18 protein-coding genes and 1 pseudogene are annotated in these 20,978 nt (G+C 38.2%); 9 read left to right on the top strand and 10 right to left on the bottom strand.

Translation table 11 applies throughout. The annotated features are described in order from the left end of the window. Nucleotides 1-9: 9 nt before the first annotated feature. Nucleotides 10-2,229, bottom strand: a complete 2,220-nt coding sequence (locus tag ACVRZD_RS07355) for a RelA/SpoT family protein (RefSeq protein WP_447450396.1) — start codon at nt 2,227-2,229, stop codon at nt 10-12. A 269-nt stretch (nt 2,230-2,498) separates the two neighbouring features. Between ACVRZD_RS07355 and ACVRZD_RS07360 the strand changes: the two genes are divergently transcribed. The 4 genes from ACVRZD_RS07360 (at nt 2,499) to ACVRZD_RS07375 (ending at nt 7,306) form a co-directional block, all read left to right on the top strand. Continuing rightward, nucleotides 2,499-4,901, top strand: coding sequence for a bifunctional 2',3'-cyclic-nucleotide 2'-phosphodiesterase/3'-nucleotidase (locus ACVRZD_RS07360; protein WP_037626441.1), 2,403 nt, complete (start codon nt 2,499-2,501; stop codon nt 4,899-4,901). Between the two features lie 164 nt (nt 4,902-5,065). Continuing rightward, entirely contained in the window at nt 5,066-5,521 is a 456-nt protein-coding gene (gene nrdI, locus ACVRZD_RS07365; protein WP_037626439.1) for a class Ib ribonucleoside-diphosphate reductase assembly flavoprotein NrdI, read from the top strand. 245 nt (nt 5,522-5,766) lie between these two features. After that, nucleotides 5,767-6,804, top strand: coding sequence for a M42 family metallopeptidase (locus ACVRZD_RS07370; RefSeq protein ID WP_447450397.1), 1,038 nt, complete (start codon nt 5,767-5,769; stop codon nt 6,802-6,804). A gap of 13 nt (nt 6,805-6,817) precedes the next feature. Beyond that, a complete protein-coding gene (locus ACVRZD_RS07375) occupies nt 6,818-7,306 on the top strand; it encodes an AAA family ATPase (protein WP_198777480.1) in 489 nt (162 codons plus the stop codon). A 33-nt stretch (nt 7,307-7,339) separates the two neighbouring features. Here ACVRZD_RS07375 and ACVRZD_RS07380 read toward each other — a convergent pair whose 3' ends face one another. From ACVRZD_RS07380 to prmA, 7 genes are all read right to left on the bottom strand, one after another. After that, the gene (locus tag ACVRZD_RS07380) at nt 7,340-8,155 is read right to left on the bottom strand and encodes an endonuclease/exonuclease/phosphatase family protein (RefSeq protein ID WP_037626436.1); all 816 of its coding nucleotides are present in this window, start codon (nt 8,153-8,155) and stop codon (nt 7,340-7,342) included. A 67-nt stretch (nt 8,156-8,222) separates the two neighbouring features. Further along, nucleotides 8,223-10,406 (bottom strand): PTS transporter subunit IIBC, encoded by a 2,184-nt coding sequence (locus tag ACVRZD_RS07385; RefSeq protein WP_037626434.1) that lies wholly within the window; start codon nt 10,404-10,406, stop codon nt 8,223-8,225. Nucleotides 10,407-10,553: 147 nt separating this feature from the next. Next, nucleotides 10,554-11,549 (bottom strand): LacI family DNA-binding transcriptional regulator, encoded by a 996-nt coding sequence (locus ACVRZD_RS07390; protein ID WP_037626497.1) that lies wholly within the window; start codon nt 11,547-11,549, stop codon nt 10,554-10,556. A 98-nt stretch (nt 11,550-11,647) separates the two neighbouring features. After that, the gene (locus ACVRZD_RS07395; RefSeq protein WP_037626432.1) at nt 11,648-12,676 is read right to left on the bottom strand and encodes an ArsR/SmtB family transcription factor; all 1,029 of its coding nucleotides are present in this window, start codon (nt 12,674-12,676) and stop codon (nt 11,648-11,650) included. Nucleotides 12,677-12,697: 21 nt separating this feature from the next. Beyond that, entirely contained in the window at nt 12,698-13,909 is a 1,212-nt protein-coding gene (locus ACVRZD_RS07400; RefSeq protein ID WP_447450398.1) for an MFS transporter, read from the bottom strand. A 143-nt stretch (nt 13,910-14,052) separates the two neighbouring features. Beyond that, nucleotides 14,053-14,796, bottom strand: a complete 744-nt coding sequence (locus ACVRZD_RS07405) for a 16S rRNA (uracil(1498)-N(3))-methyltransferase (protein ID WP_037626428.1) — start codon at nt 14,794-14,796, stop codon at nt 14,053-14,055. Further along, on the bottom strand, nt 14,796-15,749 hold the full coding sequence (prmA, locus tag ACVRZD_RS07410) for a 50S ribosomal protein L11 methyltransferase (protein ID WP_037626426.1): 954 nt from the start codon (nt 15,747-15,749) through the stop codon (nt 14,796-14,798). Before prmA ends, ACVRZD_RS07405 begins: the two co-directional genes overlap by 1 nt. Before the next feature lie 145 nt (nt 15,750-15,894). Here prmA and ACVRZD_RS07415 point away from each other — a divergent pair, with 145 nt between their 5' ends. Then, nucleotides 15,895-16,158 (top strand): type II toxin-antitoxin system Phd/YefM family antitoxin, encoded by a 264-nt coding sequence (locus ACVRZD_RS07415; protein WP_037626424.1) that lies wholly within the window; start codon nt 15,895-15,897, stop codon nt 16,156-16,158. Then, complete coding sequence (locus tag ACVRZD_RS07420; RefSeq protein ID WP_037626422.1) at nt 16,151-16,462, top strand: type II toxin-antitoxin system RelE/ParE family toxin; 312 nt, start codon at nt 16,151-16,153, stop codon at nt 16,460-16,462. The genes ACVRZD_RS07415 and ACVRZD_RS07420 overlap by 8 nt, the downstream gene beginning before the upstream one ends. Nucleotides 16,463-16,639: 177 nt before the next feature. On the opposite strand, the pseudogene ACVRZD_RS07425 reads toward ACVRZD_RS07420, so the two are convergent. Both ACVRZD_RS07425 and ACVRZD_RS07430 read right to left on the bottom strand, forming a co-directional pair. Continuing rightward, a pseudogene (locus ACVRZD_RS07425) lies at nt 16,640-17,109 on the bottom strand (NUDIX hydrolase). A 78-nt stretch (nt 17,110-17,187) separates the two neighbouring features. Beyond that, nucleotides 17,188-17,658, bottom strand: a complete 471-nt coding sequence (locus tag ACVRZD_RS07430; RefSeq protein WP_037626419.1) for a DUF3013 family protein — start codon at nt 17,656-17,658, stop codon at nt 17,188-17,190. A gap of 185 nt (nt 17,659-17,843) precedes the next feature. Here ACVRZD_RS07430 and ACVRZD_RS07435 point away from each other — a divergent pair, with 185 nt between their 5' ends. The 3 genes from ACVRZD_RS07435 (at nt 17,844) to ACVRZD_RS07445 (ending at nt 20,928) form a co-directional block, all read left to right on the top strand. Beyond that, nucleotides 17,844-18,131 (top strand): hypothetical protein, encoded by a 288-nt coding sequence (locus tag ACVRZD_RS07435; protein WP_037626417.1) that lies wholly within the window; start codon nt 17,844-17,846, stop codon nt 18,129-18,131. A 330-nt stretch (nt 18,132-18,461) separates the two neighbouring features. After that, nucleotides 18,462-18,665, top strand: a complete 204-nt coding sequence (locus ACVRZD_RS07440; RefSeq protein WP_037626415.1) for a cold-shock protein — start codon at nt 18,462-18,464, stop codon at nt 18,663-18,665. A 139-nt stretch (nt 18,666-18,804) separates the two neighbouring features. Next, the gene (locus ACVRZD_RS07445) at nt 18,805-20,928 is read left to right on the top strand and encodes an amidase family protein (protein WP_080730856.1); all 2,124 of its coding nucleotides are present in this window, start codon (nt 18,805-18,807) and stop codon (nt 20,926-20,928) included. Nucleotides 20,929-20,978 lie beyond the last annotated feature (50 nt).

The raw sequence follows: 20,978 nt of genomic DNA on the forward strand, positions 1-20,978 counted from the left end.
ACTTATTTTTTAACCATTACGACGTTTGACATTATAAATGTCTGGAACTGCTTTTATTTTTTCAACAACTGTTGTCAACTCAGATAAATTTGGAATTCCAAAGCTCACATGAATATTGGCAAACTTCATATCTTTAGTTGGTTGTGCATTAACCGTTGAAATGCTCTTTGTGGAGTTAGATAAGATTTGTAAAACATCATTTAGCAAACCTGTTCTATTCAATCCATAGATATCAATCTCTGCCTGATAATCTTTACTGGAATTATCCAGGTCCCACTCTACCTCAATGAGACGTTGCTCATAGCCATCTTGTCCCTTAATATTATTGCAGTCAGCTCTGTGAATAGCAATTCCGCGCCCTTTGGTGATATAGCCTTCAATTGCATCTCCAGGAACGGGATTACAGCATTTTGCAATGCGCATCAAAAGTCCTGTTGCTCCTTGAATGATAACCCCATTTTCACTACGAACTTTAAGCACTTCTTTATTTTCATGCTTAACTTCGCCACCTTTGACCAGTTCTTCAGCTTCTGCTTTTAGTTTTGCTCGTTCTTCTTCGCGACGCTCTTTTTCTGTTAGTTTATTAAACACAGAAACTGGACTAATATCCCCAAAACCAACAGCCGCATAAAGAGACTCTTCACTTTTTACACTAACCCGCGGTAAAATTTCTTCTATCCGTTTTTTATCAAGGTATTTATTTGCTACATAACCCTGTTCTTGGAAGAAGGAAACAAGCATTTCACGTCCTTTATTAACAGATAATTCTTTATCTTGGTTTTTAAAGAATTGTCTGATCTTATTGCGGGCTTTATTGGTTTTGACCAGTTTAATCCAGTCACGACTCGGTCCAAACGAATTAGGATTGGTGACAATTTCAACCACATCACCTGTTTTTAATTTCGAAGTCAAGGGAACCATCCGACCATTAACTTTTGCCCCAGTAGCTTTTTCCCCAACCTGCGTGTGAATCGCATAGGCAAAATCAATTGGACCTGATTCTTTTGGTAATTCTTGAACTGCCCCTGTAGGGGTGAAGACATAAATACGTTCAGAAAAAATTTCTTCTTTTACAGAATCAACAAAGTCTCTTGCATCACCATTTGAAGCATCTTGTAACTCGACTAATTCATTAATCCAATTCATACCAACTTTTTGATCCGACTGGCTAACTTTACCCTTTAGTCCTTTTTTGTATGCCCAGTGTGCGGCAACCCCGTACTCGGCAACCTGATGCATTTCTTTTGTCCTGATTTGAATTTCAATGGGGCCTTTAGGACCATAAACAGTTGTATGAATCGACTGATAACCGTTGGCTTTTGGCGCAGCGATGTAATCCTTAAAACGACCAGGCATTGGACGCCATAATTCATGGATGTAGCCCACCATGGCATAGACATCACTTTGTGTTTCCATGACACAACGAATGGCAATTAAGTCAAAAATTTGGTCAAAGCGTTTTTTCTTATCACGCATTTTACGATAAATGGAATAGATATGCTTAGGACGTCCGTAAACATCTCCATATAATCCCTGTTCGTTAGTGTAGCTAATGATTTTTTCAACAATATGATCAACTAATTCTTCTCGTTCCCGACGCTTTTCAGACATCAAATGCGTAATTTTATAAAATTCCACTTCGTTCAGGTAACGAAAAGATAAATCTTCCAACTCCCATTTTATTCTGCTAATTCCCAAACGATGTGCCAAAGGAGCATATATTTCCATGGTTTCACGAGAAATACGTTCTTGTTTATCTTTGCGTAGATGTTTAAGCGTTCTCATATTATGTAGGCGATCTGCTAATTTAACTAAAATAACACGAATATCCCGAGACATGGCCATTAACATCTTACGATGATTCTCTGCCAACTGCTCTTCATGCGATTTATATTCTACTTTACCAAGTTTTGTGACCCCATCAACAATATCACGAACATCCTTGCCGAATTTATCTTCGATATCTTCTAATGTAATTTTTGTATCTTCAACAACATCATGGAGAAAACCACATGCAACCGTTACAGCGTCTAATTGTAAATCTGCCAATATTCCAGCTACCTGAATCGGGTGAATAATATAAGGTTCTCCAGACTTCCGCGCCTGATAAAAATGAGCATCAGTTGCGTAGTCTAAAGCTTTCTTTACAAAGGCAGCATCTTTGTCATTCATATATTTTTTTGCTAAAGCTACAACTTCTTCCCCTGATAAATTCACTTCTTTTGCCATTATTATCCTCTAAATCTAGTCTTTTTCCTATTTTAACACTTTCATACCAAAAGAAAAAGAAAGAATCCCTGACTAAAACTCTAAAATACAATCATTTTTCAAGTCAACTTTATTAATTATTAAATTTTCTCACTAAATAACAATATATTGTTATCAAAAATATTAAAAAAGTTCGTATTTAGTATTGATGAAAGCCTTTACTTCGGTTATAATAGATATCCAAGTTCATATTTGGGTAATTTTAGGATAATTTTCAAGGAGATTAAAAAATGAAAAAACACTTTGTTTCAAAGAGTGCTATTTTTTTGAGCATGATTGTAGCTGCCGGAACAGCTCACATTGTTTCTGCAGAGGTATCAAGCAGTAGCAATAGTCAGCCTGAGACAACAGCTATTAAGCCCCTGGCAACTAGTCCCGTAGCTGCAGATGCTAACACTACTACAGCAAGTCCAACACCCCTATCATCAGTTCCGGTTGAAAAAGCAGCCATTGCAGCACCAATGCCTACTACAACTGCGACACCTACAGCAACAGTTTCTGACACAATGGCAATGGCTCCAGTTGAGGGACAAAATGTAGATGTTCGCATTGTGTCAACAACTGACCTTCATTCTAACTTAATTAATTATGATTATTACCAAGATAAGCCGTCACAAACAATTGGACTGGCAAAAGCAGCGGTGCTCATCGATCAAGCTAAACGCGAAAATCCAAATACCGTTTTAGTTGATAATGGTGATATCCTACAAGGTACCCCACTTGGAACTTATACCGCTCTAATCGATCCAATTCAAGCTGGTGAAGTTCATCCAATGTATGCTGCACTGGATAAATTAGGCTTTGATGCGTCAACCCTTGGTAACCATGAATTCAACTATGGCTTAGCTTATCTCAACAGAGTCATTGCTTCAGCAGGGCTACCGATTGTCAATGCTAATGTCTATGATGCAACAACAGGAAACTATTATTTTAAACCTTACGAGGTCATCACAAAAACCTTTACGGATACCAATGGCCAAGCTGTCAACCTTAAAATCGGCATAACAGGAATTGTTCCTCCTCAAATAATGGGGTGGGATAAGGCTAATTTAACTGGGAAAGTAACCGTAACCGACGCTGTTCAAGCAGTGGAAAAAATTCTACCTCAAATGCGTCAAGCTGGCGCAGACATCACCCTCGTTCTTGCCCACACTGGTATTGGCGACAATGTCTATGAAGTCGGTGAAGAAAATGTCGGCTATCAAATTGCAAGCTTACCAGGTGTAGATGCAGTTGTTACAGGTCACTCACATGCTGAATTTCCAAGCGGACAAGGAACTGGTTCTTATGAAAGCTACACAGGTGTCGATGGCGTTGCCGGACTAATCAATGGCACTCCAACAAACATGGCTGGCAAATACGGTGATCACATTGGGGTGATTGACTTAAATGTTACCTATACAAATGGCCAATGGGTGGTTAATAAAAATAAAAATCATTCTGAAATTCGTAAAATTGATACCAAATCAACTCTTGCTGATCCAGACATTGTCACCTTAGCCCAAGAAGCTCATAATGGTACAGTTGATTATGTTCGTCAAACAGTCGGCCAAACAACTTCTCCTATTAATTCTTACTTTGCCCTAGTTAAAGATGACCCATCTGTCCAAATCGTTAACAAAGCACAGCTTTGGTATGCTGCTCAGCAATTAGCAGGAACTCCTGAAGCAAATCTACCGCTCCTTTCAGCAGCAGCGCCATTTAAAGCTGGAACACGGAATGATCCAACTGCTTACACAGATATCCCAGCAGGTCCAATTGCCATTAAGAACGTTGCTGATCTTTATCTTTATGATAATGTTACTGCGATTCTAAAAGTAACAGGTGCTGACCTCAAGGAATGGTTAGAAATGTCAGCTGGACAATTCAATACGATTGATCCGACAAATACTGGTCCACAAAATCTTGTCAATACTGACTACCGTACTTATAATTTTGACGTTATTGATGGATTGACATATGAATTCGATATCACACAAGCCAATAAATATGATGCCAAAGGTAATCTAGTTAATCCTGATGCTAACCGTGTTAAAAACTTAATGTATCAAGGAAAAGCAATTGATCCAAACCAAGAATTTATGATTGTGACAAACAACTACCGTGCAAGTAGCACATTCCCTGGTGCAAAAAATGCACGCCTCAATCGTCTCCTAAACTTAGAAAATCGCCAAGCCATCATTAATTACATTATCTCTGAAAAAACAATTAATCCATCAGCAGATAATAATTGGTACTTTACAGATAGTATCAAAGGATTAAATCTCCATTTCTTGAGTGCAGACAAGGCACAACATTTGATTGGAGACAAAGCAGATATTTCTTACGTCGGTCCATCGACTGTTGAAGGGTTTGGTGACTTCGTCTTCACTTACGTGAAACCAGTTGTCCCAACTGATAAAGCACCTGCACCAACTGAAAATACTTCAACAATCAGCCCTGCTACCCGAGCAGAAATGCAAGCATTGGCTGCTCGTGTCTACCAAGAAACACATCAACCAACACAATTAGCTGCTAAAGCTGAAAACTTACCAACTACTGGTAGCAAAGAATCACAAGCCATTTCTCTGTTTGGTTTAGCATTCCTAAGCCTTGGCGCACTTTTCACAAGAAAAAATCGTCGCCAAAACTAAACAAACCACAAAAAGCGAAGACAATTGAAAAGTCTTCGCTTTTTGATACGGTAATGCTCTAAATTATTCAATTATCAATTAAGGAACTTAGATTTCCAACCTTGTTAACTACTATATATTGTGTTAAACTGATAGATAATTACAAGATATAGTTAAGGAGTAATATGTCTGAGTTAACCATTGTATTTATCAGCTTAAGTGGAAACACCTTGAGCTTTGTTAAACGCCTCTCTACTTATTTGGCTGAAAACTATCAGATCACGACAAATCCAATCAACATTAAGGAACAAAATCATCAAACCTTCCCAGTTGAGCAATCCTTTGTTGCGATCTTACCAACTTACTTAGAAGGTGGGAACGGACTGGATTCTGGAGATATCGAAATACTGACCACTCCTCTTGGGGACTTCATCGCTGCGCACGACAACTATAAACAGTGTTTCGGGGTTATTGGTTCAGGTAACCTCAACTTCAATAACCAATATTGCTTGACCGCAAAGCAATATGCAAAACGCTTCGGTTTTCCTATGATTGGTGATTTTGAAATGCGTGGAACCATTTCTGATATTGAACGGCTTGCCAAAGTCATTTTAGAAACCAGAGAATCATTTAAGGCATAAAAAGAAGAAAGTGGGACAAATCGGTAATTTCGTAGCAATTTGATTTTGTCATCCCACCTCCGCAAAGTTGAGTAGGGCTATAAAATCTGATTTTCAACGTATTAGAGCCCACTCAACCACTGCCTTATATACATAAATCTATAAAAAAATAGAGTTTGAGAATATTTGCCCCACTCCTTTTCCTTTTTCTCAACTTCAGTCATGGTATAATAGGATAGTTGAAAGAAAAATTGATAGGAGTACTTATGAAAACGACAGTTGATTACATTACAACATTAACGCAAATCCCATCACCTACAGGATTTACAAGAAGAATTATGGACTACGTTGCAGCTGAAATTTCATCCTTTGGTTATGATATTGTTCGCACCAATAAAGGTGGCTTGATGGTTTCAGTTAAAGGGGAAAACGATCAAAAGCAACGTGTAGTTACTGCCCACCTTGATACCTTAGGAGCTATGGTCCGTGCCATCAAACCAGATGGTCGTTTGAAAATGGATCTTGTTGGTGGCTTTGTCTATAATGCTATTGAAGGGGAAAACTGTACTGTCCATCTTGCTCAAAATGGCAAGGAGATTTCAGGTACGATTTTAATCCATCAAACATCTGTCCATGTCTATAAAGATGCTGGTACAGCCGAACGTAACCAAGCTAACATGGAAGTTCGTTTAGATGAAAAAGTCCGTACTGCCGACGAAACACGCGCACTTGGCATCGAAGTTGGAGATTTTATTTCCTTTGACCCACGTGTTATTGTAACAGATAATGGCTTTATCAAATCACGCCATTTAGATGATAAAGTATCTGCTGCCATCCTAATTGAACTGCTTAAAAAATATAAGCAAGAAAATATCACACTTCCTTATACAACGCATTTCTACTTCTCAGCCTTTGAAGAAGTCGGTCATGGCGCAAATTCAAGCCTACCTGAACAAGCAGTTGAGTACTTAGCAGTTGATATGGGAGCTATGGGAGACGATCAAACAACAGATGAATATACTGTTTCTATCTGTGTTAAAGACGGCTCAGGCCCTTACCATTATGAATTACGTCAGCAAATGGTTGCCCTCTGTCAAGAAAATAATATCCCATTTAAACTAGATATCTACCCATACTATGGTTCTGATGCTTCAGCAGCCATGCGTTCAGGTGCTGAAGTCCGTCATGCTCTCCTTGGTGCAGGTATTGAATCAAGCCATTCTTACGAGCGTACCCACACTGATTCCGTTGAGGCAACAGAAAAGCTTGTCGATGCTTATCTCTTAAGTGACATGATTGACTAATTTAGAGGACCTAATGATGGCAAAAATAATTATTATTCGAGGCAATTCTGCCAGTGGTAAAACAAGTCTTGCCAAAGCCGTCCAAAGTCAGTTCCCCGAACGAGCAATTATCCTATCTCAAGACACCCTTAGAAGGGACTTATTAGGTGCACATGATGGTTTTGATACACCGACCATTCCCTTACTGATTGAACTAATTAATTTTTCTTACCACCAATATGATGTCATTATTATTGAAGGAATCTTAAAATCAGATTGGTATCAACCCGTTTGGGATCATCTTCTACAAAACTATCCAAAGGACTGCCAAGCCTACTACTATGATTTATCCTTTGAAGAAACACTTAAACGACACAAGGGCCGAGCTAAGGCAAATGACTTTGGGCAAGAAAGTCTTCAAAGATGGTGGAATGACAAAGACTACTTGAAACTATTTGATGAACAAATCCTCTCACCTGAATTGTCTATTGAAGCAGCAAGAGCACTAATCCTCAACAAATAAGAAAAGACTAGGAATCCATTTCTTAGTCTTTTCTTATTTAATTGTTATTTCAAGCCCGAAATGATCACTAACAACAGGTGCATAACCACCTTCAAAAGTGATCTCCGAAGAAGAAATCTCAAAATCCCTACTTGTAAAGATATGATCAACCTTATAAGTATGCTGATTACCTTCCCAACCGTCGATATCTTTCATCATACTGTGGTCACCAAAAACAAAGTCAGCAACCTTATGACTATCCTGCAAGTTAAGTGGACTCTTCTCAATCATTTGATAACCTTCCAAATCCGTTGGGTTATTAAAATCCCCCATGAGCATCAAAGGTCCATCAACAAACTCTAAAAGATGAGACTCCAGCCTTGCCCATTCATCCTCAAATCCTTTGCCATACCAAGACATATGCAAACTAAGAACCGTCACCTCACGCCCCAAAAGTTGAGTCCTAGCAACCAAGGCCCTCCGAGTGTGGAAATCTCTTTCATCATCAGCCTTAGAAATTAAGACATCAGAAACCTCCATTGGTTCCTTTGAGAGAATAGCTACGCCCTCATGATAAATGCCGTATCCAATATGATTATAAGTCCACGACCAATAGTAATCATGCCCGTGCTTTCTAAGATAATTAACCAAGATTAAAGCAAAATTATCCTTATGAATTGATGGCGTTCCAGGCACCTGCTGATAATTAAAAAGTTCATTTGCAACCTCACTGTCAATCAGCTGATTGATTTCCTGCAAACAAATAATCTCATATTTTTCTGCCATAATGTGTTCAGCCAAGTCAACTAACTTTTTTAAAGCATTAACTTCCATCCAAGAATGGGTATTTAAAGTTAGACATTTTGCCATCAATTCATCTCCTTAATAAGTACAAGAAGAGTGACAAATAAATTGTGTCACCCTTACTTATTTTATTTTATAACTTTACTTTTGCAACTGCTGTTTTCGCTGCTTGTTGACCTTGTACTACCAATTCAACAGATTCAATATCAGCCTGGTTAGTAAAGACTACAACAATTGTTGTTTCACGATCAGCTGATTTGATTGCTGCTAAATCAGCAACGACAAGTAAATCACCAGCTGTAAGACGTTGTCCTTCTTTAACTTTAGCAGAGAAAGGTACACCATTTAATGCTACTGTATCAAGACCAACGTGAACTAAAACTTCAAGTCCATTATCAGTCAATAAACCAAAGGCATGTTTAGTTGGGAAGACACTTGTTATAATCCCTGAAACAGGGGCATAGATGTTACCATTTTCAGGTTCAACAGCAAACCCGTCACCCATCATTTTACCGGCAAAAACTTGGTCATTCACTTCCGAAATCGGCATAACTTGTCCATCAGCCACAGTCAATACTTCTTCAGTTAAACCTTTAAAAGTTGCCATTTCTTGAACAGGTTCATTTTTTGAGAAGTTTGATGTCGGAATAGTCGCACCAGAATCTAATAAATCTTGAATATCAGATTTCAAAATATCAGCTTTGGGACCATAAACTGCTTGAACACCATTGCCTTTAACAATCAGACCCATGGCACCAGCTTTTTTCCACAAGTCTTCTGAGCCAACTTTATCAGTTTCTTTAACAGAAACACGAAGACGTGTCATACAAGCATCAACGTCAGCAATATTTTCGCGACCACCTAATAAATTAATAATTTTTACAATTTGTGAACTAGCATCTGCTACTTGGTCTGATCCTTCAGATGAAGCATCAGCTAACATGTCAGCATCATAGTTACCTAGACGACCAGCCGTTGCTAGGTTCATTTTTTTAATCATAAAATCAGCAATAAAGTACATAATGACAGCAAAGAGGATAGAAACCCAAATGAAGTTAAACAAGTCCATCCCAAGTCCAGCTTTGATAGCCATCGGCGTCCGTGTCAACAACTCAATATTACCAAATGAGTGAACACGAAGATTAATCAAGTCAGCCATAGCAAACGACGCCCCTTGAACTAATGCGTAAACAATATATAATGGCATAGCAGCAAACATAAACATGTACTCAAGGGGTTCTGTAACTCCTGTTAAGAATACAGCTGCCGCTGCCGAAATAAACATCATTTTGTATTTTGGTTTTTTATCTTCATCAACATTACGGTACATGGCAACAGCGACTCCCATCAATGTACCAGTAGCACCAATCATTTGCCCAACTTTAAAACGAGCTGGTGTGACGGTTGTCAATAAGTGTTTATAAGCTTCCGTATCACCAGATCCTTTAAGACCAACTAAGTCAGTAACCCATGCCAACCAAAGTGGATCTTGTCCAAATACTTTAGTACCTATCCCAGAACCAGTCATTACTTCATAAGTTCCTCCGAGAGCTGTATAGTTCATTGGAATCGTTAACATATGGTGTAAACCAAATGGTAACAAGAGACGTTCCATAGTACCGTAGATAAATGGCGCTAAAATAGGAGCTGTATCTTGTGATGAGGCAATCCACATTCCAAATCCATTTATTCCAGCTTGAATAACCGGCCATACAAGCGCTAAGACTAGAGCGACAAGAGATGACCGTAAAATAACCACAAAAGGAACAAAGCGTTTCCCATTGAAGAAAGTTAGGACTTCAGGAAGTTTACGATAGTTATAATATTTGTTAAAAGCTGTAGCTCCAACAAATCCAGCTATTATTCCTACGAAAACCCCAGTATTAAGCGCTGGAGATTCCAAAACACTTGTGAAATAGTTTTTAACAACCATTTCGGTTCCCAAAAAGCTCTTAATTTTTGCTGCAGGATCAGCAAGCATGGATGCATTAACATTATAGATAGCACCTGTTAGTCGGTTGATTAAAACAAAAGCTAAACCAGCTGCAAATGCACCTCCAGCTCTTTCTTTAGCCCATGACCCACCAATTGCAAGTGCAAAAAGTAAGTGCAAATTACCAATCACGGCCCATCCAAGTTCCGCCACTACGTGTCCAATCGTAACCAAGATTGCTGAATTGGGATTGATCATTGGAATGGAATTACCAATACTAACCATTAAACCTGCTGCAGGCATAACCGCAATAACAACCATCAAACATTTTCCAAATTTTTGCCAAAATTCGAAACTAAAAATTTGTTTAACCTGTGATTTCATCTTCATCTCCTCATAGCTATAAAAACCATCTACTAGTTGCAAACGTTTTACGCAAACGTTTGCGGTTTTCTTCTTTTTATTATACTCTCCAAAATTTAATTTGTAAAGCGGTTTCTTAAAATTAATTAAAAAAGAGCCTAATTAGCATTAGGACTCTTGTGTTGAGGCACGTTCAATGATTTTATGAGGGATTACTAATACCTCATCCTTTAATTTCTTTTCAGCTAAAATAGCTTGAGCTGCCGCTTCTCCTAACTTGTAAGGAAAAATTTCTACAGAGGTCAATGATGGGGTTGCGATTTGGGCAATGATTGAATTATTAAAACTGATAATAGCTTTTTTATCAGCCTGCTGACCACTCTCCCTTAGTAACTTTTGCAATTTAATAGCCAAAATATCATCACAAGTGACAAAAGCTTGCGCTGGGTTTTCTTGCAAGTAGCTCTGAAAAGCGATAGCATCAGCCAAGGACATATTAAAGCTATTCGCTATTTTCCCCTTTTCCTTCATAGCATTGGCAAAGCCACTATAACGCTCTGCCTGAACCATTTCATCCATATCATTATAGATATAGGTAATCTGGCTGTAGCCTTTATTAAGCAGATACTGACTAGCGTCATATCCAGCTTGACGGTTATCATTATCGATGTACTGGAACTGATCGCTCCGCTTTTCCGTCAATGAATGACCAACAACAACACAGTCAACTTTTTCGCGAGCAATAAAATCGTAGACAGGATCTTCAGCTTTCGAATAAAGAAATATAAATTTAGAGATATTACCACTGCGAATCATGGTTGTTACATTAGCCAGTAAGTCCTCCTCAGTTCGACCTGTAGCTAAAGCCACCATTTGTTGTTTGTCAGTACAAATCCCAGAAATCCCTTGGATAATTTGCATAAAGAAGGGATTATCCCCTATCGTTTCATGGCTTTCTCGAACAGGCAGAATAATTCCTACAGTATTATTTCTGCGTTTAACCAAATTTTGAGCAGAATAATTAGGTGAGTAGTTCAATTCCTCCATGACCTTTTTCACTCGATCCTTGGTGGACTGACTAATCATCTCATTGTCATGCATTGCTCGCGAGGCTGTAGAAGGAGAAACCCCTGCTAATCTTGCCACATCTTTAATTGTAACCACGATTTCTCCTCCAAAGGTGCTTTTTAATAGAATAGACATTTTAAGCTAACCTGTCAAGAAGAAAATGAATCCCCTTTCAAGAATTCATTTTATTTTTCTTATAGGTGGAAATCATCAGCCATCTTCTCAAGAACTGTATTCAAGAGTTTCTTATTTAAACTATACTTTCCACCCCCATCTTCAGTATTAAATTGCAGAATTTGGGCATTGACTAACTTCTGTGTATGGAAAGATACCGCAGCAGCTGTAATATTCAATCGTTTAGCTATATCTTTACTTTTGGTATTTGGTTGCAATACCTCTTGGAGAACTTGATAACGAGTAGTATCACTAAGAAGTTTTAAGGCTAATGAAAAATCTTCCTCATCTAAGTTATCTTCAGTATGTAAAAACCTTTCAATGTGGCAAGTAATGATAAATCCAATTTCTTGGGATTCATTTTGGTGTAACTTAATCATTGATAATCTAATAAACCATGAACTAAGAATAAATACTGACAAGAAGCTATTATCTAAGGAGAGTAACCCGTTTTTAGTCAGCTCAGGTAAAGAATCTGCAAATTTGTCTAAATCAAACTTACTAGCATAAGCTCGCCGTTCTTTTAATCCTCTTTTAAAGTAGGGTTGATAAATACTGATTAATTCTTGTGAAAGAGTGACTAACCGTTTTATGCTAGTTAGAGGTTCACGATAAAATTGACTATAATACCATTTCATTTCAGGTTTTAATGAAGACTCTTCAAGCAATACCCAAAAATCTTTTTCTTTATCTTCTTCCTCATCCACTATCAAATAAGCAATGCATTTTTGAATATCTTTCTCAGACAATCCTAGAGCATAATCATGAACTTCTTCTACATTTTGACATGAGTATCCCATTTCTCCTGCATAATAGTAAATAACATGGAGCAGACTAAAGCCATAGCCAAACAAATAATAGCGATTTATCTCCTCTGCAAAAGGTTCAAATTTCCCTTTTATTTCCTCAATAAGGGCAAAATCTTCTTTAAAATTTTCCTTTTCTTTTTTAGAGAATTCCATTGTTATATCCATTTGAAAGGTTTGAAAAAATGGCATAAAAAACAATTCTATGATTGAACTAGCTTGTTCGGAATACTTATAATCCATGAAACAGGTTTCTCCATTTTTCTAAAAATAGTACTTTCTAATAGTGTAACCTAAGAGTATTAAAGAAAGCAAGAGGAAAAGCAATCCTAACATTTTTGCAGAGAGGTAAATAACTAAAACAGAGACAAGTGCGTTACTGATGACCACGCTAACAGTACAAAAGGTAGAGATCCCAGATGAAATAGTTGCTAATTGATTCTCTGGCATTGTTTTCATGATTAATGCTGATATTTTGGGATTAATAATCCCGATACAAATTGTTAATAAACCAATTCCAACCATCATCACGTAAACATTTTGCAGATAAATGCCTATAAATAAAGCTACCAAAGCAAGGGGTGACCCTAAAAGTGCCTGTTCAATTGAAATCGGTAACTTATCTCTTGTAAGCAGAAAACTACCAAACATCATGCCAAGACTTGATACTAAACCTAAAATGGCAATTGTAGCCGCAAGTGACCCAAACCCAAAACAAGGATTTTCTTTAAAAATCAATAAAAGAATAGCATCTTCAACACCAATAATGGCATTTAAACCAGCTAATATATAAATAGATGTTTTTAAAACAGGGACTTTTGACAGAGAATCAAAAGCTAGTTTTAGAGAATAACCAACATCTTGGATAATATTTTCCTGATGATTTCCATCTCTCGTTTGGACTGAATAACCTGTTACTTTTTCTTTCAAAGCACTTCTGATAAACATAATGATTATGGCACTGACTAAAAATGTTGAGGCATTAACAAATGCTAACTGTTGAAAATTAAATAGACTTAAAAGTACTGCGCCACTAGCTATAAATGCCATTTGGAAAGCAGTCATCGTTCCTTGACGAAATCCTAAGAACTTTTCCCTGTCATCCTCTTTAATAATTCTTAAGGTGATTGGTTTGAAGAGGGCATTTTCATATTGACCAGCTAAATCTGAAAGAATATTTATAATAATTGCAATCACCAGTATCCATAAAGCAGGTTTAAAGCCCATTACTATTCCAACAATACTATACATGACTACTCTAAAAGCCAAAGCTGCTAATATAGTATCGACTTTATTTTTTGTTCGATCTCCCAGAATTCCCATTAAAATACTAGATAAAAAAGGAAAAGTCTCAGAAAAAGTTACTAGTGCAATGGCCATTTTGCCATCAGGTAAAATGAGGACATAGTTCATTAAAGCTAAATAATAAACAATATCACCGAAGTTAGAAATTAGATCTGACACAAATGTTGCCATAAATAATTTATTAGAGAATACCTTTTTCATAAATCACCGCTTAATCTTTATTAAACAATCGTTTTATATAAATATAATACTTTCTATCTATTAAGTCAACACTTAATTAAAATAAAAAACAAGCGATTATTTAACCGCTTGTTTTAATTCGTCATTTCTAAAGCATAACTGACTGCACTGAGGGCGTAGAGTGGGGCGGTCTCTGTCCGCATGATACGAGGACCGAGGCCGATTTTGATGCCACCTGCTTTTTCAAATAACTCAATTTCTTTTGGTGAAATACCACCTTCTGGCCCAAAGATAAAGAGAATCTTTTGACCTAGTTGACAGTTGGCTAATTCACGCGCCAAAGCACTCTTTTCACCTTCTTTAGCTGACTCTTCATAGGCAATGAGGATTTTATCAAATGCTGCTAATTGGCTGATAAAATCGGCTTTTTTCTCAAAAAGTTTGATTTCCGGCACCTTATTGCGTTTGCTCTGTTCTGCTGCTCCTAAGGCGATTTTTGCTAATTTCTCTTCTTTTTTAGCTAGCTTCTTGCCATCCCATTTGACCACTGACCAGTCGCCCGGGTAGGCCCAAAGAGCTGCTGCCCCTAATTCTGTCACTTTTTGCGTGATAAAGTCCAGCTTGTCGCCCTTTGGAAAGCCGCTGGCTATGGTTACTTGCACGGGTAACTCTAGGTTCTCACCCAAGTCTTGGATAATGTCTAACTGATAAGCAGCGCTATTTGCCACCTTGGCAAGCCGTTTAATGCCATCATCAAAAACTAGGACGACTTGGTCGCCATCGCCCAGGCGCATAACCTGAAACATGTGCTTGATGGTGTCTTTATCTGTGATGGTCACAAGTGGCTGAGCTGCGCCTGATATAAAGTACTGTTGCATTAGCCGCCGATCACTCCTGACATATCATCTGTTTTCTTGAAGATGCATGCATTCCACTCCCCTTGAATCATATGTGTTTCAAGGAAGAAACCGGCGTCTTCTGCTGCTTCTTTAACCATTGGCCATTTCTCAGAAATGATCCCTGACATAATTAAATAGCCTTGGTCTTTGACTAATCTGTAAGCATCCTCTGTTAAATGGATGAGGATATCTGCCAAAATATTGGCAACTATAACCTCTGCTTCAATTTCCACACCGCGTAAGAGATCTCCTGCTGCTACTTTAATATTTTCAGTGCCAGGGTTAAGGTCAATATTTTCTTGAGCTACACGCACAGCCACATCATCTAGGTCATAGGCATAAATATCTTTTGCACCCAGTAGTGAACTTGCAATAGAAAGGACACCTGATCCTGTTCCCACGTCAATGACTGTTTCACCACCACGAAGGACTTGTTCTAAGGCAAATAAACTCATTTTGGTTGTTGGGTGAGTTCCTGTTCCAAAGGCCATGCCTGGATCAAGCTTAATTACTTTTTCCTCTGGTCTGGCTTGGTAATCAGTCCATGATGGCACAATGGTCAAATCATGGGTGATGCGGGCTGGTTGGTAATATTTCTTCCAGTTGTCAGCCCAATCTTCTTCTGCCAATTCTTGGGAAGCGACAGCTACGGGACCAACAGTTAGACCTGTACCTTCCAAGCCTTTTATCCCTTGGGTAATGGTGTCTCTGACTTGGTCAATTGCCATGGTATCTGGAAAATAACCCGTAATGTCAACCATTTCTGATTGCTCAATCTCAGGATAGAGCTCGCCAAAGCGGTCCTCTTGACCAAGGTAATCAGCTGTGTCACTAATGGCCACACCTTGACTGCCTGCTTCAATTAACATATTTGAGACAGCTTCTTCAGCGTCACGATGGACGGTCACTGTCAGTTCTTGCCATGCATTCACTTGATTTGTTACCTCTATTAGCTTTCAATTGAAACTATTATAACACATTTAAATAAGAGGTTCTTTGAAGCCATCACTCAATATCCGTAATTTTGACAACTTATCCTTATTTTGATAAAATACTGATAATATTGGAGGTGTTTTTATGATAACCATTCGCCCAGTTTCTGATTTACGTAATAAATTTCCTGAAATTGAGGAAACAGTTGTAGAAGAACATGCACCCGTTTTCTTGACGAAAAACGGCTATGGAACGATGGTTCTAATGAGTATAGAGCAATATGATCAGCTAATTAATCCCACCGAAAGGAAATTAGACGAGGCTGATCAACAAGCTAGTCAATCTAAGCAACGTTTTTCAAGTCAAGACGTTTTCAATCGTGTCAGAGAGAGAATTAATCATGACTAGCTATTATAAACTAGTTATTCTCCCGCTTTTTGAAGATGATTTAAATCAGATTGTTGATTATATCAAATATAAACTTAAAAACCCTAGCGCTGCACATCATTTAGTGAATGATGTAGAAAAGGCTATCTTACAACGATTGGCAAATCCATTGGGTTTCCCATCCTATAAGACATCAACTGCTCGACCACATCCTTACTATACCATTCGTGTCAAGCATTTCACTATCTTTTATGTAGTTATTGAGCATACCATGGGGGTTCGTCGCATTCTTTATGCCAAACGACAATTAAATACTTTCCTTTAACCATCTGCATCTCAGATGGTTTTTGGCAACTAAAAAGAGTCTGAGACAACTATTTTCAGACTCTAGTTTTTATAGTGTAACGCAGTCATTAAGTAGGCTCTAATACGTTGAAAATCAGCTACTACAACCCTACTCAATTTTGTGGAGATGGGACGTCAAAATCAAATTGCTATGAAATTACTGATTTTTTTCCACTCTCCCTTTCTCCAAATAATCTCTCAATCGTTCTTGCAACTGAGGGATCACCTGCTCATCAATTAAAAATTCAGCTATTGTCATCAATTTATAGCCTTGACCTTCATCGCCAAGGACTATTTGGTTATATTGTTTTGGGGCAATGTCCCCACCATAAAAACTGATTGTCTATCAGGGTTACTCATTCCAGGATAAACTTTTGCCCAAATAATATCCTCAGGATGAATATGGATTGATAATTCTTCCAAAACCTCTCTTTGAAGACATTCAAAAGGGGTTTCCTCAGCCTCACGACCACCTCCTGGTAAGTCCAACATGTTAGGATGAGGAATACTTGGCATATCGTCACGTAAACTGGTTAGGATTTTATCGTTCATGAGTAGAGCCACCTTACTTCCTGAAAAATCAAAAACTTGGTCCAATATAGTTAAACTAGTGTCTTGAATTCCCATAAAACTCCCTTAATTTGCTCTATTTTTGGTAATACTTAACTCAACAGAGATTTATTGAGTTCAAATCCGTCTACCACCTTAATATCTTGGATAACCGAAGAATTCTGTTTCTTCTAGTCCTGTTTTTCCTTCTTCAAAGGCTTCTTGGTTCCACTCTAGACCGAAGTCAATTTTAGTGTCATCTTCAAGGAAGTCCATTAGATTAGACAAGCCTTCCGTTGCTACATCATTAAGAAACTGGGCAAAGTAAGCCAAAAATTCACGTGACAAGCCTTTTTTAGGTTCGTAAGGGATTGCCACCAAATAGTCATCCTTATCAAACGAACTTTTCTCTGGATTATAAAAAATGACATAATCTTCAAAAACGATATCTTCTTGAGTGACTTCCCCTTGGTCGTCAATTGTTTCCACTTCCCCAGTGTTTTGAGCCTCTAACACAAAAGTCACTTCCACTGCATGATTTTTCTTGTCCCAATCCATGGCATAATCAAATTGAAACTGCTTATCCATTTCTTCTTCTAAAACTGAGAGAAAACCAAATTTAGCCATTAGTTTGTTACCTATTTTTCTTTATATTTTTAACCTATTGTAGCATAATTTGACGGGATTTTCAGAGTAGATTATTTTGTTAGATTATTAAAATTACAAGCATAACTTAGCTCAGTATTAAGAAACACATATATCACAGATTATGCTACAATTATTATATTATCAATATATTCAAGGAGGTGCTTATGGATTATTCTTGGTTGTTAATATTGGGTCTTTTTATCATTTTAGTTTCAGGATTGCTAACTAATTCACGTAAAGATGAAAAGATAAAGAAACTGCAAAATCAATTAGATGAGCTCTGTCGGTTGACTGGTCATGAGGAACTTGTCTCACTCCGCCTTTCTGATAAGGAAAGAGAATTGGTTTTGAATCTAAAAAAAGATGGTAAGGACATAGAAGCTATTAAAAAAATCAGAGAATTGACTGGTGCTGACCTAGCAGAGGCAAAAGCCTATTTTGATCAACTGTGATTTTGGTACAAATTTAAGATGAGATTGGAAGCTCCTCAAAATACTGAGGAGTTTTTTTATTATTAAATAAAGGAACTTTCCTTGTTTTTTCAAAATCTAGTTCTATTTTTAAAATTTATTTTCTTTTTTATTTATTGCCGCAAAGTGCTTAGGGACGGTCTGGATTGGTTGTCACTTTTTTATTCTGTAACTTTGGAGGTTGACTTCTCCAACTTATCCTGTTAGAGTAAAGATTGTAATAAAGTTTTTTGAGTCAAAGTGTTAGTTTTATCTTATGTTTTCCTCTTAATAAGTTTTTTACAAAAATAATATAAAAGAGGTACATATCACATGGCTCAAGGAACAGTAAAATGGTTTAACGCAGAAAAAGGCTTTGGCTTTATCACACAAGAAAACGGATCAGACGTTTTTGCTCATTTCTCTGAGATTCAATCTGATGGTTTCAAAACTTTAGACGAAGGTCAAAAAGTTGAATTTGATGTGACTGACGGACAACGTGGTCCACAAGCATCAAACATCACAAAATTAGCTTAATAATTTTAACCATAACTTCGGTTATGGTTTTTTTTATTTTTTATGCCATCACCACTGTCAATTATTTTAAACCAACTTTCTTGAAATTATCTGTCATTTGATTACAATTAAACTAGCAATCATAATAAGGAGATTAGAAATGTCTAAACCACTTAATAATATTCAATTACAGTCGTGCCCGCTCTTAATAGCAAGTCTTTTGTTAACAGGGAGCTTTTTAATTGCACCTAGCGTGCAAGCCCAGGAAGCCTCTAATTTGTCAGCAAGTAAGCCTTCTACTACAACTGTTATTGCTCCAGAGTCTACGACTCAGATGACTTCTGTAGCTCCAGTTGATCCCAACAGTTCAACCAATGTTGTAACTACTGCACTAGCAATTAGCCCACAAACAGACCAATCTTCTCTCTTAGGGGCGTCCTCTTCTGGGCCAATGGTTGGCACGTCAAAGACAACTTCCAGTCCAATCAACACTGCTCAAGATGCGTCCTCAGAAGCTACGCTCACCATTAGCCCAACTATCACACTTGACGACTACCAAAACGCCAGTGCTAGTCAACTGTCAGACTGGGTTCGTACGAATAAGGTGACTGGCGACCAGTTACTTACGTTTGCACTGGACACCATCAAAGCGACCAATACTGATTTAAACAATGTCATCAGTCTCAGAGAAGCCGCTGCACATCAGGAAAGTGCTGCTATGCTTGATAATGGTCAACCATTTTACAAGGTCCCTATTCTAGTCAAGGGGCTTGGCCACACAATAGCCGGGGGACAAAATACTAACGGGCTAGCCTTCCTATCTGATCAAACAAGTAAAGGAACATCTAGCTTTGTTAAAGCCCTTCAAAGTGCTGGCTTTGTCGTCCTTGGTCAATCTTCTTTCCCTGAGATGGGATGGATCAACGTTACCAATTCTGGTCTCTACGGCGTTACGCACAATCCATGGAATACAGCCTATAACCCCGGCGGATCTTCTGGCGGGTCTGCTGCCGGGGTAGCTGCTGGACAAGTTCCTGTTGCCAGTGCATCTGATGGTGGTGGCTCGACACGAATCCCTGCCTCATGGACCGGGTTAATAGGTTTGCATCCGAGTCGTGGTATTTTGGAAGGCAATTCAGCAGCTAGTACCAATAATGTCAGTCATTTTGCATTGACAAAAAGTATCGAGGATACCCAGAAACTCTTTGAAGCCCTTTTAAAAAACCAGGCCAAAGCTAGCCAAACAAGCCAACATCTCTCTAAAGACATTCCCATCGCCTATACGACACAAACACCTGCTGGAACACCAATTTCTGACGAAGCTATTCAAGCTGTCAAAGAAGCGGTTGCCTTTCTGAACAAAGAAGGCTTTAAAACAGTTGAAGTCAACTATCCTGTTGATGGCAAAAAAATGATGGAAGCCTACTACACCATCGCTGCCAAAGGTGCCCTTTCCATTGACTTTATGGCCAATCAAAAATTAAAGCGTCATCTCCAAAAAGATGATGTTGAATTGCTATCATGGGCACTCTATCAAACAGGAAAAGACCTCAGTAAGGCTGATTTAGATGCTGCGTGGGCAACTATTGGCCAGATGACTGATCAGCTTAATGCCTTTTATCAGACTTATCCCATTTTCTTAACCCCAACAACTTCTTATGCAGCTCCAAGTGCGGACTATCATCATATTCCAGATAATCTGAAACCGATTTTGGCAGATATGTCTAGCTATTCAAAAGAAGAAAAACTAAACCTAATCTACCGACAATGGCTACCAGCCTGGACCTTAACTCCCTTCACTCAATTAGCCAATTTGACTGGGACACCTTCTTTATCCCTACCAACTCATTTAACTAAAGATGGCATGCCTTTAGGGATTTTATTTAATAGCGCAGCTAATCAAGACAGAATTCTCCTAGAATTAGGCAAACTCTTTGAATCAAACGGCCTCTTCCAAACCATTTGGTCACATAAAAAAGCAGAGCCCGACCTCAAAGAAATTAACTCAGCCAAAGCTGATGCGCCACTAGCACCTGTGGTCCAAGAGCTAACAAGTGCTGAATTCAAACCAGCTGCTACTAGAATTCACTTAACCAACCCTCTTGCTAACGCCTATCAAGCACCCTCAGTCTATACCTTACCTGAGTCAAAAAAGGCTCAGCTAGCCAAGGCACTTCCAAATTTGGGAGACTATGGGCAACACATTACACCTTCCCTAGCAATTGCCAGTCTGGGTCTAGCTTTGTCAATGCTCTTTGTAACAAAGAAAACAAAACAGAATTAAGTTTTCTAAGGGACCGTAACTGGTCTCTTTTCTTTCGCCCACATGAGCAA

Source organism: Streptococcus hongkongensis, from assembly GCF_053206145.1.